The 13628-nt window shown below is 63.8% G+C and carries 14 protein-coding genes; 5 read left to right on the plus strand and 9 right to left on the minus strand.

What is annotated here, in order from left to right:
* Positions 1 to 349 precede the first annotated feature (349 nt).
* Positions 350 to 1240 (plus strand): 2OG-Fe(II) oxygenase, encoded by an 891-nt coding sequence (locus BC1002_RS24120; protein WP_013092617.1) that lies wholly within the window; start codon positions 350 to 352, stop codon positions 1238 to 1240.
* A gap of 131 nt (positions 1241 to 1371) precedes the next feature.
* On the opposite strand, the gene BC1002_RS24125 is transcribed toward BC1002_RS24120, so the two are convergent.
* The 7 genes from BC1002_RS24125 to BC1002_RS24155 all read right to left on the minus strand — a co-directional run bounded on the left by BC1002_RS24125 (position 1372) and on the right by BC1002_RS24155 (position 8808).
* The gene (locus tag BC1002_RS24125; RefSeq protein WP_013092618.1) at positions 1372 to 2379 is read right to left on the minus strand and encodes a response regulator; all 1008 of its coding nucleotides are present in this window, start codon (positions 2377 to 2379) and stop codon (positions 1372 to 1374) included.
* Positions 2379 to 3503: a hybrid sensor histidine kinase/response regulator gene (locus tag BC1002_RS24130; protein WP_013092619.1), complete on the minus strand. Its 1125-nt coding sequence runs from the start codon at positions 3501 to 3503 to the stop codon at positions 2379 to 2381. The genes BC1002_RS24125 and BC1002_RS24130 overlap by 1 nt, the downstream gene beginning before the upstream one ends.
* An 8-nt stretch (positions 3504 to 3511) precedes the next feature.
* Positions 3512 to 4867: a sensor histidine kinase gene (locus BC1002_RS24135; protein ID WP_013092620.1), complete on the minus strand. Its 1356-nt coding sequence runs from the start codon at positions 4865 to 4867 to the stop codon at positions 3512 to 3514.
* 22 nt (positions 4868 to 4889) lie between these two features.
* Positions 4890 to 6281: a class I SAM-dependent methyltransferase gene (locus tag BC1002_RS24140; RefSeq protein WP_013092621.1), complete on the minus strand. Its 1392-nt coding sequence runs from the start codon at positions 6279 to 6281 to the stop codon at positions 4890 to 4892.
* A gap of 615 nt (positions 6282 to 6896) precedes the next feature.
* The gene (locus BC1002_RS24145) at positions 6897 to 7304 is read right to left on the minus strand and encodes a DUF2000 domain-containing protein (protein WP_013092622.1); all 408 of its coding nucleotides are present in this window, start codon (positions 7302 to 7304) and stop codon (positions 6897 to 6899) included.
* Positions 7305 to 7348: 44 nt separating this feature from the next.
* The gene (locus tag BC1002_RS24150) at positions 7349 to 8194 is read right to left on the minus strand and encodes an AraC family transcriptional regulator (RefSeq protein ID WP_013092623.1); all 846 of its coding nucleotides are present in this window, start codon (positions 8192 to 8194) and stop codon (positions 7349 to 7351) included.
* 116 nt (positions 8195 to 8310) lie between these two features.
* Complete coding sequence (locus BC1002_RS24155) at positions 8311 to 8808, minus strand: hypothetical protein (RefSeq protein ID WP_013092624.1); 498 nt, start codon at positions 8806 to 8808, stop codon at positions 8311 to 8313.
* Between the two features lie 127 nt (positions 8809 to 8935).
* On the opposite strand from BC1002_RS24155, the gene BC1002_RS35685 reads away from it, so the two are divergent.
* Both BC1002_RS35685 and BC1002_RS39410 read left to right on the plus strand, forming a co-directional pair.
* Complete coding sequence (locus BC1002_RS35685) at positions 8936 to 9376, plus strand: hypothetical protein (RefSeq protein ID WP_049870256.1); 441 nt, start codon at positions 8936 to 8938, stop codon at positions 9374 to 9376.
* A gap of 87 nt (positions 9377 to 9463) precedes the next feature.
* Positions 9464 to 9592, plus strand: a complete 129-nt coding sequence (locus BC1002_RS39410; RefSeq protein WP_260326604.1) for a hypothetical protein — start codon at positions 9464 to 9466, stop codon at positions 9590 to 9592.
* A 23-nt stretch (positions 9593 to 9615) separates the two neighbouring features.
* Here BC1002_RS39410 and BC1002_RS24165 read toward each other — a convergent pair whose 3' ends face one another.
* Complete coding sequence (locus BC1002_RS24165) at positions 9616 to 10212, minus strand: cysteine hydrolase family protein (protein ID WP_013092625.1); 597 nt, start codon at positions 10210 to 10212, stop codon at positions 9616 to 9618.
* A gap of 233 nt (positions 10213 to 10445) precedes the next feature.
* Between BC1002_RS24165 and BC1002_RS24170 the strand changes: the two genes are divergently transcribed.
* Together BC1002_RS24170 and BC1002_RS24175 are read left to right on the plus strand one after the other, a co-directional pair.
* A complete protein-coding gene (locus BC1002_RS24170; RefSeq protein WP_013092626.1) occupies positions 10446 to 11441 on the plus strand; it encodes an aldo/keto reductase in 996 nt (331 codons plus the stop codon).
* A gap of 93 nt (positions 11442 to 11534) precedes the next feature.
* Positions 11535 to 11933 carry a hypothetical protein gene (locus BC1002_RS24175; RefSeq protein ID WP_013092627.1) on the plus strand — a complete coding sequence of 133 codons (399 nt, stop codon included), beginning with the start codon at positions 11535 to 11537 and terminating at the stop codon, positions 11931 to 11933.
* Positions 11934 to 11943: 10 nt separating this feature from the next.
* Here BC1002_RS24175 and BC1002_RS24180 read toward each other — a convergent pair whose 3' ends face one another.
* Entirely contained in the window at positions 11944 to 13584 is a 1641-nt protein-coding gene (locus BC1002_RS24180) for an MFS transporter (RefSeq protein WP_013092628.1), read from the minus strand.
* Between the last annotated feature and the right edge of the window lie 44 nt (positions 13585 to 13628).

Genomic DNA, 13628 nt, shown 5'->3' on the forward strand with positions numbered 1-13628 from the left:
TGTCATCAGTCGAAGCCCTCGGGTCCTGTTGTTATGAAGACGTAAGAAAGCGGGACGCGACTTCGATGTGGGGCATGCGTGAATGTAGCCGGCTTGCGTCGGGCCTGAGTTCCAGGGGTGCAACATGTTGGCGGGTGGAAGGATCGGGGTGTCGATCAGGCGGCACGTGGGCGGCGGACATCCGCATGGGCCGAGTTTTGAGCGCGCCGAGACATCGCAACATGCGGTAACAGACGACAGCCAAATGAAAACCGGACCGTCCGCCCAGAATCGTCACAATCGTCCGATATGATCGCGAGCCAGCGTTGCGCGCGCCGCGACTGTCACGTCACCCCACAACCTCGCCCCGATGTCCATCACAGTCAATTTCCCCGCCGAAGTCCGCGACTGGATCGCCTCCAACCTTTCGCGCGGTGTCGCGCCGCAAGCGATCGTCAACGAACTGGTGAGCCGCAACAACGCGCCCGAACTCGCCGCGGCGATGGTCGAGGCGGTCGCGTCGGCGTTCGTGCACGGCATGGCGCTGCCCGGCGACAAGCTCGAAGTCGGCGGCGCGCCGCTCAGCTACCAGCCGGAGCCGCTGCGCGTGCCCGACGGTCCGCTGATCCAGCTCGGCGAGCGCAAGGTGCGCGTGCTGTCGCGGCTGCAGCGGCCGGCCGCCGTGCACCTTGCCAACTTCCTGAGTGCCGATGAATGCGAGCAGCTGATCGCACTGGCACAGCCGCGGCTCGACCGCTCGGCCGTCGTCGATCCGGTGACCGGCCGCGACGTGATCGCCACTCATCGCAGCAGTCACGGGATGTTTTTCCGTTTGGGCGAGACGCCGTTGATCGCGCGCATCGAGGCACGCATCGCGGAACTGACGGCAACGCCGGTCGAGAACGGCGAGGGCTTGCAGATGCTGCACTATGAGGAAGGCGCCGAGTCGACGCCGCACGTCGACTATCTGATGACGGGCAACGAAGCGAATCGCGAGTCGATCGCCCGCAGCGGCCAGCGCATGGGCACGCTGCTGATGTATCTGAAAGACGTGGAAGGCGGCGGTGAGACGGTGTTTCCGCAGGTCGGGTGGTCGATCGTGCCGCAGCGTGGGCATGCGCTCTACTTCGAATACGGCAATCGCTACGGAATGTGCGATCCGAGCTCGCTGCACGCGAGCACGCCGCTGCGCACGGGCGACAAGTGGGTGGCGACCAAATGGATTCGCACGCGGCGGTTTGTGCCGCGCGTTCAGGCTTGAGAAGGATCGACCGAAGTCGGGACGGCTCGCGCGAGCCTTGGTCAGCTTCGCGCTGCTAGCCGAGGCGGGCTGCGGCGCGAAGCCAGCGCGAGTAGAGGCGCGTCAGACGCCGCGCCCTCGAAGCAAGGTGATCAGAACTGCTCGATCCACGTGGCGAGGCGGTCAGCGGCGAACTCGCTACCGCGCTGCGCCGGCCGGAACGCGATCGCATTGCCTTCGCGTGCCGGCTGCAATGCACCGTCAGTGCCGTCGAGCCACAGCAGGCTCGCCAGCCACGCCGCGTGTCCGCCCGACACCGCGTTGTTGCCCGGCTCCGCGAGAAACTCCGCGAGCGTGGCCGGCTGGTCGCACACGAGACCATCGCCTGCGCGGCGCACATTGATGCCCGCCTCCGAAAGCGCCGCGGCCAGCACCGTCAGCGCGTCGCTCGCGGTCACGCTCGCGCCGCCGTGGCGGTTACGCAGCGTGGCGAGATGCGCCGCCACGGCATGACCGAACGCGCCGCTGCGGGCACTCTCGGCCGCGATCAGATCGGAGTAGTCCTGCAGCAGCCAGTCCGGCTCGGAGTTCGGCACTTCGGCGAGCACCGCCGCGGCGAGATACGTCTCGACCGGCTGGAAGCGCTCGGGCCCGATCAGCGTAGCCGACAGCGAACGCACCAGACCAATCCGCGTGGCGACCACCTGCTTTTGCAGCACGCCGAGCTTCTCGCGCACCAGCGTGTCGCGCTCCTTGCGCAGCTCGGCCAGTTCGAGCGCCTGCTTCAGCTCCATGCGCAGCGCCGTGATGTCCCACGGCTTCTTGATGTAGCGATGGATATGACCGAGGTTGACGGCCGCGACGGTCTGATCGATTTCCGAATACGCGGTGGTCAGAATCCGCACGACATGCGGAAAGCGCTCGCTCGCATAGCGCAGCAGCTCGTTGCCGAACTCGCCCGGCATGCGCTGGTCGGAGACGAGGACTCCGACCCTGTCGCCGTGCTCGTCGAGCAACGCCTTGCCCTCTTCCACCGAGCCGCCAGTCAGGACCGGCGCCAGGCTTCCGATGGCACGCTGGAAGTACTTTACGGCGGTAGCTTCGTCATCGACGAAGATGATCGCCGGCGCCAACTCCTCTGTGGCTTTTGCTTCGTTCATCAACAACTCCTGTGCGTTTGACCTTTGATATGGGGGAAATCCAGCACTACGGTGGTGCCTCCCCCCGACGTGGACTCGATCCTGAGTCCGCCGCCACAGGACTGCATGACACGGTTGCATAGAATCAGGCCCAAGCCGTTCCCACCGGATTTCGCGTGCGTTGTAATTGGGTCCGTCAACAGGCGGTCTTTGATCTCGGGCGGAATTCCAGGCCCGTTGTCGCAGATGCCGATGCTCGGGTGGGGTTCCGTTGTTACGGTAAAGCGTACCGACGGCGACGGCACATCCGCGAGCGCGCGCAACGCGTTGGACAACAGCGACGACAGCACGAGCGCCACGCAATTCGGCTGCGTGAGCACGGCAAAGTCGCTTTCGACGTCGACCTGCACCCACGAGCGCTGCGCGGTCGTAAACGGATACGTATCGAGCAACGCCGAGATCAGCCCATGCGCGGTGCTCTCGATGCGCGCCTCGTCGCCCTCCTGTTGCCGGCGACGACCGTTGTGGACCGAGCGCCAGAACGACGACACTACCGCCATGCAGTACTGCGCGCTTTCGCGCATCGATTTCGCGGCGCCGAGAATTTCGCCTTCGGCATCGCGCTCCGCGTCGGTGCGATCTTCGATGCTGTGCGCGTTCAACGCGATCGCAGCGAGCGGCGTGTTCAGTTCGTGCGCAATGAACGCGAGGGTTTCGTCGATCGCGATCAGACGCTGATTCTGCATCGCGCGTTCGTGGTAGCGGTCAAATGCCAGTTGCAGCGTATCGCGCACCGCCGCCGGCTTCAGCGGCTTTTCGAGGATGCGGAACACCTCGCCGGTGTTGACCGTCTGCAACAGCATCTCGACGTCTGCGTAAGCAGTGACCAGAATCCGCACGATGTGCGGATACTCCAGCGCCACCTGGCGCAGCAGGTCGCCACCGTCGCGCCCCGGCATGCGGAAGTCCGTGACCAGCACTGCGATACGGGCACTGTCCTGCTCGAGAATAGCGATGGCCTCGTCGCTGCTCGTCGCGAGCAGGACCTCGTAATCGGCACCGACGGTGCGCGCGAAATATTTGCACGCCAACTCTTCGTCATCGACGTAGAGAAGAGTGGGCTGCGTCTGTCGGATGTCATTCATGGTGTTTGTCAGGGCGCGGGCGACAGATCGAAACTGAATGCCGCCCAACTTCCCAGCTCGCTCTCAGCAAACAGCAGGCCGCCATGGCGCTCGATCACCGCATAGCTGATCGACAGTCCGAGGCCCAGGCCCTGTCCCACTTCGCGGGTGGTAAAGAACGGCTCGAACACGCGCGCGATGTTCTCCGGCGCGATGCCCGGCCCGTTGTCTTTTACCGTCACATGCAGGCGCTCTTCCGTCCATCTGACGTTGACGTGAATCGCCGGCGCGGGCGTGCCCGCCTTGCGCATCGCCAGCACCGCGTTCGACAGCAGGTTGATCAGCACGCCGATGATGGCCGCCTCGTCGCCCTGCACCAGCGTATCCGCGGGCAGCTCGCGCGTCACCGTGACGCCGCGCAATTCATGCCCGACGAGCCGGATCGCCGAATCGAGCGCCTTTTCGAACAGGAACGGCGTGCCCAGTTCCGCCTCGGCGCCGGGCTTGCGATACGCGAACGTCTTCAGGTCCGACACGATGTGCTGGATGCGCTGCATGCCCTGCCGTGCATCGACCAGACACTCTTGCAGCGTCGGCTCCTTCTTCGAGATCGGCTCTTCCAGCGCAACCTCGATCGCCATCAGGCAGAAGTTCACCGGGTTGTTCACTTCATGCAGCAGGCCCGCCGCGAGCGTACCGATCGCGGCCATTTTTTCCTGCTGCAGCAGTTGGCCCTTGATGTCGAGCAACTGCCGATTGATCACTTCGAGCTCGGCGTTCTTCGCGGAGACCTCCGCGTTTTTCTCGGACACCTCGGCCTTCAGGCGAAACAGCATGAAGCGCACGCGTTCATTGAAGAACGTGTAGACCGCGCTCGCGGCCGCGGCGAACAGAAGCAGCAGAACATTGACGGTCATCGTGCCGAGCGGCACACCGCCATGCGGAGGCAACAGGCAGGCCAGCAGATACAGAAAGCAGGACAGCACGCCGAACACGAGGTTTTGCCACAAGCCGAACGGCAACGCAATCCCGGACGCGAAGATGGCCAGATTCAGGCCCATGTAGTAGGGCGACAGAACACCGTCGGTGCGCCAGATCATCCATGAAATCATCGCCTGCGGCAGCAGCAGCCAGGACAGCGTCAGCCATGGAGTGAGCCGTCGCCCCATGTCGGTGTCGAGCAAGGCGACGATACCGCCGATCATCAACGACACGAGCAGACGCGCGAGCGCGAACGACGTCTGATACTGCGGATACTGCGCGTAATCCAGCCCCACGCCGAGCAGCACGAGCGCAATCGCGGTGCACGCGCCGCCCCGGCTGAACGTGACGCGAAAGTCGGCCAGCTCGGTTTGATAGCCGCTCTGCAGGGGACTGGTAGTCATGGACAGGGATGTCGACACGGTTTCAGAGGATCGTTGCTTCCGCGAACACATTCACCCCGGTCTCGTCGACGTAGAGCTTCTGGTCAGTGGAGTTGGGGGGAAGCAGCGAGCTCATGCCGCTCTCGTTCCGATAAATCAGGTACCACTCGAGCAGATGCTCCATCCCATACTTCTCCGGATTCGCGGAATGGACGTTGGTGACCAGCAACTGGCCGCCGGGTCGCGTGCGAGCGGCGAAGTAACTGAGCAGACGTGCGCAGACCTTGTCCGACAGATAGTCGAACAGACCGGCGCAGTACACCGCGTCGAATTCGCGCGCGGACGGGTCGGTTGAAATCTTACGCTTGAGCAGGTCGTGCACCGACTGATGCACCATTTGCACCGAGACTCTATGGCCCGCGGCGTGCGCCGAACTCTCGATCGCGTCCTTCGTGAACGCCAGCGTTTCCTCGCTGAAGTCCACCAGTTCGAACGACAGCAACTCCGGATGCGGATATTCACGCACGAAGCGCTGGATCTCGAAAGCGGGCCCGCAACCGACGTTGAGGATGCGGAACGGCCTGCCGGCCGCGCGCGCCGCCTCGGCCTGCCGCTTCAGGAAGTCGATCAGCAGCGTAATGCGGTTGCGGTGCGCGGTCGCGACCGCCGCCTGCAGGAATGCGGTATTGACGATCTGGAAGTAAGTGGTCGGCCCCTGCTGCGGATCGCTGAGGATCTGGTTGACCATTTCGTAGTCGCCGGCATAGCCGAGCGGCTTGGTGAACGTGCGGTAGACGAACGGCGCGCGCAGCAGCAACGGATGCAGTGCCGATTGCGCATACGTGCGATGCACGGGTGCGATCTCCGCGTCGACGCGCTCGGCCTCTTCCTCGAGACGGTCGAGGAAGAACTTGATCTTGAGCATGATCGGCGTGGCGAGCTCGTAGAACAGGTCCTCGCGCAGCCTGCCGCCTTCGGTCTTCGGCAAGCTCTCGGTCAGGTCGACCTGCTCCACCCAGCGCGACACTTCCGACAGGAACGCGCGCATCTCGTTCACGACGATCTGATAATCGCGGCGGATATTGAAGCGCGCGTCCCAGTCGCTAATAAAGAGTTCTGCTTCCCGCCCGACCGACTTCGCCTCATTAGGCAGAACGCTAAGTTCGCGCCATTCGTCGATAAGTGCCAGTGAAACCACCGCGGTCAGACCGGTGTTCACCAGACTCACCACCACCGCCTTGCCGAGATAGGCATTCTTGGTGCCCATGCGCACGCTCAGCTCGCTTAACACCTCGCTGACCTGCACGATGGAATAGGGGTTATAGACCTCCATGACCAAAGACTTTCTCTGGAGGTTAATGATCGTCCCACGCACATGCTCGCGCTGCGAGTTGCGGAAGCTGACCACCGGGTCGATTTGCGTTTGAGAGTACACGGTATTAGTACCTGAGGAATCCGGGAACGCAGCAGGGTGTTGGAGAAGTCCAGTGAATGGCTGCCGCACGCACGACACCAGCGACAAGTCGTGGACGCGTTTCAGACCAAAATTGAGCTGGAAACACCAAAGCCCTTTGCCAGAATGGCTCCAGCGGCTTGCAGTGTAACATCAACAGATTCAATTCTCACTGAGGTTAAATTCAGGTTGAAACGTGTACGCAAGGTTTTCTTGCGAGCATGTCCATGCTATAGAAAACCATTTTTGCAAAGAATAGTTTGGAACGAGTTGGCGACCGCGCGGGCGCAATCGCCGACAATTCGTTTCTCGACAAAGACTTGCAATCGCATTACCACGGCGGCGACACGATCCGCTATAGAGGGGGTGCGTTACTTGTGCGTTTCTGATCTATGCCCTTTGGGTAGACTGACGCTTTGACGCAATACCGTTTCGAGACTCGAAACGATGTGAAATGAAACCGCAATTGATGCCTCGTGCATTCGCCGAATAAGCTTTTTTTGTTTTAACGCAATTCGCGTCCGGCGCGGCAAACGTTTCTCTTTCAACTTCGACGCGAGTGCCGCCGACCATCGAGCGGCGCTCGTACTCGTTGAGTCATTCGTGCAAGGCCAAACCTTTCACGGCCTTGTCGACGGCTTTCTTCGGTCCGTGCAGTGCGAGTCCGACGAGGTCGAGATTCGCCGCGTCCTCGGCGCGAAACACTGCGCGGTTCGCCGCGTCATGCCCCGTCGAAAACATCGCGTGCACATACGGCACGATTCTGAGCTCGCGCGACAGCGCCTGCCGATGCGCGCCCTGCAGACCGGACCGGTCGGCGGCGAACACCATCATCGGCTGGCCAAGCATGCGGCCGTAGCGGTGCCCGGCGGCATCTTCGTACGGCTCGCCCAGCGCATCGGGCGCCGCGGCCGCCACGCCGGTCGCGAGAAACGCGACCACATTGAGCTTCTGCCAGACCGCGAGATCGCTGCGCACGATCAGCGCCACTTTGGTATCGAACATGATGACTCCTCGTTGAGCCGCTCATGATCGACGATGCCGCGCGATCAGTCTGGAACGTTTGTGCACATCTGCCGATACGCGGCTGGCGTCATCCGGTACGCGCGACGAAACCAGCGGCCGAGATGGCTTTGGTCGGCGAAGCCGACTTCGGCGGCGACCTGCGCGGGCGTGCGGCCGGTTGCGAGCAGGCGCCGCGCGGCACGCAGGCGCAAGCGCACCAGATACGCGTGCGGCGACGTGCCAAACGCGCGCTGAAACAGACGCGTCAACCTGAACCGGTCGATGCCGGCAACTTCGGCGAGCTCGTCGAGCCCGAGATTGCCGTCCATGTGTTCGTGCAACAGATCGCGCACCCGCGCGATCGCGGGGGACGCGGCGGGGTCGCCGGTGAGCGGCGCGTCGCGCAACTGCGCGCCGAGTCGCAGCAGCAGACGATCGAGCATCTGATCGCGCGCGAGCCGGCCCTCGTTGCCGTGAATCGCGATGAAGGCCCGGCGGATCGTCTCGACGAGCGCACGGTCATCGACGAGCGTATGGCCGAACACCGCTTCGACGCCGGCCAGCCCCGGCAGCTCGAGCCGGCGCGCCGCGCGCTCGACCCAGGCTTGCGGCAGATACAGCATCGCGTACGTGAAGCCGCCCGCCTCGGGCGCGTGGCCGTCGTGCAGCGCGCCGGGCTCGATCAGGATCGCGCGGCCCGGCACGCTCGTGTGCAACGACCGATGGCACTGGAAGCGTTGCACGCCCTGCTCCGTGTAGCCGATCAACATGTCGTCGTGATCGTGCGGATCGTACGCGTGGCCGCTGAAATGCGCGCGCAGGCTCTCGATGCCGGTTTCGGCATCGCGGCGGGCGGTTAGCCAGTTGGCGGGATTGAGTGGAGTGGGCATGAATTGGAGCTGACCGCCGCGGGCGATGCGGCCAGCGGATAGTGTACGGCAGCGTCGGAAGCGGGACCGGCGGAGTTGCCAGCGTCAGGCGCTTGCGAAGCGAGCCGCGACCGGGTTCACGGCTTCTTCGAGCGCGGGGGCTGGGCGTTGACGAACGGGTTGTAGCCGTGCGGGCTCGCCGGCCGATCCGATTGCTGATTCGCGCGGCGGCGCTTGCCGGGTCGTTCGTTGCCGGACAATTGCGCAAGCAGTTCTTGCGATTCCGCTTGCGATTCCGCGTCGTCCACCGGCGGTACGGCTTTTCTGCCGCGTCTCGTGGGCTTTGGTTCGGCGTGCGAGGCGACGTCCGCGATATGTTCGATCACGGACATGAAGGATGCCGATGCCGATCGAACCGGCTGTCCGGGCAGCATCGTCAGCGTGACGATCTCGTGCAGTGAACGGCCATCGACGGAACGGCCCTGCACGGTGCCATGCCAGTCGACATTCGCCTGCGCGAAACCGCCGACGACACGTTCGAGCACAGCAGGCGACAGCACCCCACCGTCGTACAAGCGGATGACGACGCTCTCGAAAATCTGAAACGAGGTGATGTGCGTTGCTTTCGGCGCCATGGTTTGTCGCCTGGTGGGTTTGTCTTCCGGTTCTAGTCAGCAAATCACATGCCGAGGCGACCGCCCGTTATCACGCATTAGAGCGAACCGTCGGTCGGGCCGCGGGACGTCATCACGTCCCTGTCATATGGCATCGGGATCAGGCATCGATGCCGATGCTCAATCCCAACGAGATGGCCAACCACAGCGCGGCCGAAGTCGTCGCGAAGCTGCAGCACAGCGCCTATGCCGACACAACCCCGACAAGGGCAATTGCGCGAAGTGCCATCTGGACGCGCCGGGGCCCGGCGGACGGCCGGCGCAGTTCGCCGACTTTTCGTTCATCGCGCTGGGCGTGCCGCGCAATCCCGAAATTCCGGCCAATCGCGATCCGAAGTATTTCGACCTCGGGCTGTGCGGCCCCTATCGCTCGGATCTGGCGAAGGAAACCGGCTTCTGCGGCATGTTCAAGTCACCGACGCTGCGCAACGTCGCGACGCGCTCGGTGTTTTTTCACAACGGCCGCTTTCATAAGCTGGAGGACGTGCTGCGCTTCTATGTCGAGCGCGATACCAAGCCGGGAAAGTAGTATCCGAACGGAGCCCACGGCAAGGTCGACAAATTCGACGATCTGCCGCCGCGCTATCGCGACAACGTCGACCTCGCGGACGCGCCGATGGATCGGAAGCTCGGCGGCAAGCCCGCGCCGAACGACACGCAGATTCGCGACGTCATCGCATTCCTGCAGACGCTGAACGACGGCTATTCGGTCACGTCAGGCGGGCCGAAAGCGCCGGTGCGATAACGAGTCGAGTCGTTGATATCGGTCTATGCGAGCAGTCGTAACGCATCCGCGAGCGACAGCACCGTTGTGCGTGAATCGAATGCCGTAGCAAACAGATGTTCATGAACCACCTGGTCCGGGTCGTAACAGCAATCCTTGACCGAGTACAAGCGGAAGTCCGCGTCGCTCGCGTACGCGACCGAGGAGAGCACGACTCCGGTCGACGCGATGCCGACCATGATCAGCGAATCGATACCTTGCGCGGAGAGTCGCGCCTCCAGATCGGTGCCGAAGAACACGCTCGCACGATGCGCGATGACGAGCGGTTCGTTGGCCTGCTGGCCCAACTCCGGCGCGGTCCGGTCTTCGAGGAACAGGCCGAGGCTTTTGATTCCCTGCCCATTCCTGTTCAACGGGCTGACTTCCGGATAGCCCGGACTGAACCGGAGATTGGCGAAATAGACGCTGACGCCTTTGGCCCTCGCCGCGTCGCACAACCTGCGCGTATTGGCGAGCAACGCCGGCGCGACCGATGGAAACAGTCCGAGAATGTCGGTCTGGTAGTGCATCACGATAAGCGCGGTTCGCGATGGTGCGATGGTCTCGTTCGCGATGCCGTCAGAACCTGTGCTGGTTGTCATACGCCACCTTTGTCCCGGTTCCACGTCCTGTTGTCAAAGCGGCCGTTTCGATGCCGTGGAAATCATACTTCATCGCATCGCGGGAGCGAGCATCGGCTCCGCCCAATGCCTATTCCACCTACTTCAACGGCGCCGCCCGCTTGCTACACTACGAACCGAGGTCGCCGGCACTCCCGCAAGGGTAATGAAGCACCTGCGACGTAACTTCGCAAAAACAGAGGATGAGCATCCAAATGACGCTTTCGACGAGAAAATTTGGTCGTACCGGCTGGAATGTGTCGGAAATCGGTTTCGGGGCATGGGCGATCGGCGGCTCGTGGGGCAGCGTTGCGGAAGAGGACGCCAAGGCCGCGCTGAACGCCGCGCTCGATAACGGTGTCACGTTCCTCGACACCGCCGATGTCTACGGCGACGGCCGCTCGGAACGGATCATCCGCGACGTGCTGCGGCAACGAGGCGGCGAACGTCCCATCGTCGCCACGAAGCTCGGGCGCCGACTCGATCCGCATGTGACCAGCGGCTATCTGAACAAGCGCGAGCTCGAGGCCTTCATCGACCGGAGCCGCTCGAACCTCGGCGTCGACACGCTCGACCTGGTGCAGCTGCATTGCCCGCCCACCGAGGTCTATTACCGTCCCGAAGTGTTCGACGCAATGGACGACTTCGTCGCCGCCGGCAAGATCCGCTACTACGGCGTGTCGGTCGAAAAAGTCGAAGAAGCGCTGAAGGCGATCGAATACCCGAACGTGGTTTCGGTGCAGATCATCTACAACATGTTCCGTCAGCGCCCCGCCGATCTGTTCTTCAGGCAGGCGCAACAGAAAGACGTTGCGGTCATCGCGCGCGTGCCTCTGGCTAGCGGCATGCTCACGGGCAAGATGTCCGCGGAATCGGTTTTCGCGTCGGACGATCATCGTGCATTCAATCGGCATGGCGAGGCGTTCGACGTCGGCGAAACGTTCTCCGGCGTGCCCTACGACGTCGCGTTGAAAGCGGTCGACGAACTGCGCGGCCTCGTCCCCGTGGACGCCTCCATGGCGCAGCTGGCCCTGCGCTGGATCCTGATGGAGGAGGCCGTCTCCGTCATCATCCCTGGCAGTAAAAACGCGGCCCAGGCGGCGTCGAACGTGTCGGCCGCAAACCTCGCGCCGCTGTCCGACGAGGTCATGCAACGGGTCCGGGACGTCTATCAGCACCATATCGCGCCCCACGTCCACCAGCGCTGGTAACGGCAACGCGGTGGCGGCTTCGCCGCCCGCGCATTCGACATGCAGCGAGCACTCGGAGTAAATTGTGTTGGCATCTCGACTCTGGAGAACCTCATGACAGACATCGCACTTGCACGCAAAGATGCTTGCCTCGCAGTGGTTCATGCGGTATTGACGGACTTGAGCGACGACAGCAATCTGATCGGCGCGGCGCTGCGTGTTGCGGATTACCTCGTCGATGATCTCGAAGGCAAGATCACCGAGACCGACGCCATCCTGCTCGCGGTCACCTCGCTAACCAAGGTCAATCGCGCGATTCGCGAGTGGAACGACGTGGACGGCAACACGATGGATGCGATGAGAGTCGCGGACTTCGTCATCGATGAGCAACTGCACGGGTACGACAGCGCCACCATTCCGCATCAACCGATTTCGTCCGCGGAAAGAATCGAGGCGCGAGAGGCTGCGGTGATCCGGCCGACGGGCTCGCCGGTGCGTCCCGTTCACCACTGAGTTTCGTAGCTCACTGCGGGCGCGCTACCGCCGGACGTTTCAGCGGCTGCAGCGTGGCCATCGCAAGCCCCGCTCCAGCGAACGCACACGCGGCGCAGACGAGCGCGACGGCGCGCAGCGCGTCGGTCATCGACTCGGCTTGCGCGCGCGCCACGGCTGCCTCTCGCGGCGTAGGCGAGGCGCCCGCTGCCGCTCCCGCTTGCTCGACCGGCGCCAGCAGTTGCCCGCGCTGGCGTACATCTTGCGGTACATGCAGTTCGTCGAGGCGGGCCGATAGCGCCGCGTGATGCGACCACACGAAGACGATGCCGAGCACCGCAATCGCCAGCAGGCCCGCCACGCGCGCAACGGCGTTGTTGATGCCGGACGCCACACCTGTACGGTCGCTCGGCACTGCGCCCATCACAGTCGTGGTGAGCGGCGCGACGGTGATCGTCATGCCGAGCCCGAGCACGACGAGCGCGGGGAAAAATCCAGTCAGGTAGCTGCCGCGCACGAACGGCAGCGCCAGCAGCGCGAACCCGATTCCGGCAACGCCCGGGCCAACGGTCAGCAGCGCGCGCGAACCGAAGCGGCTCGTCAGACCGCCGGTGAAGCGCGATAGCAATCCGATGATGACCGGCACCGGCAACAGCGCCGCGCCCGCTTGGGTCGCGGTGTAGTCATGCGCGCGGATCAGCGTGAACGGCAGGAAGAAGAACGCGCCGCCAAGGCCGAAGTAAAGCAGCAGTGTGACGAGGTTGGCACCCGTGAAGTCGCGCGAGCGAAACAGGTCGAGCGGCACCATCGGGTTCGGGCTGCGCGCCTCGATGATCACGAATACCGCGAGCATCAGTACGCCGGCGCCAATCGCACAGAATACGAGCGGATGCCCGAAGCCACGCGCCGACGCCTCGGTCAGGCCGAACGTCAGCGCCGCAAGTCCGGTGGCCGCGCTCAGTGCCCCGGGCCAGTCGAGCTGTCGAGGCGCATCGGCCCTGTGGCTGTTGGGCACCGCCAGAATGGCGAGCGCGATCGTCAGCGCCGCAAGCGGGACGTTCAGGAAGAAGATCGCACGCCACGACCACGCGTCGACGAGCCAGCCGCCGGCCACCGGCCCCACGGCCGACGTGATCGCGCCGACGCCCGCCCAGGTGCCAATCGCCCGTCCGCGCGCGGTGTCGTCGAACACCGCGCCGATAATCGCGAGACTGCTGGGTACCAGCAGTGACGCGCCGATGCCTTGAACCGCTCGCGCGGCGACCAGCGCCGGCGCATTCGGTGCAAACCCGCAAGCAGCCGACGCCAGCGTGAACAGCGCGACGCCCGCCACGAACACCGTGCGCCGGCCGAGTTTGTCGCCCATCGATCCGCCGACCAGCACGAGCGAGCCGAGAAACAGCAGATACGCGTTGACGACCCACTGCATCGCCGCGACGCTCGCGCCGAGTTCACTCTGAATGGACGGCAGCGCGACGTTGACGACGGAGCCATCGATGAACGCCATGCTCGAACCAGCGACGGTCGCGGCGAGCGCGAGCCGCTTGCGCGGGCACGGGCGGTCAATCGTGAGGGGCTGGGTGCGGATGACGAGTTCGTCGCACGGACTCGCCTGCGCGGCAATGATGCGCGCCGTATTCGGCTTGCTGCCTGGATGATCCGGCTTGGCCACGCTCCCTCCCGTAGTGGTCGATGGAGACTTAGAGCCTGTGCGTG

Origin of the sequence: Paraburkholderia atlantica (genome assembly GCF_000092885.1) — a bacterium.
Lineage (GTDB): Bacteria > Pseudomonadota > Gammaproteobacteria > Burkholderiales > Burkholderiaceae > Paraburkholderia > Paraburkholderia atlantica.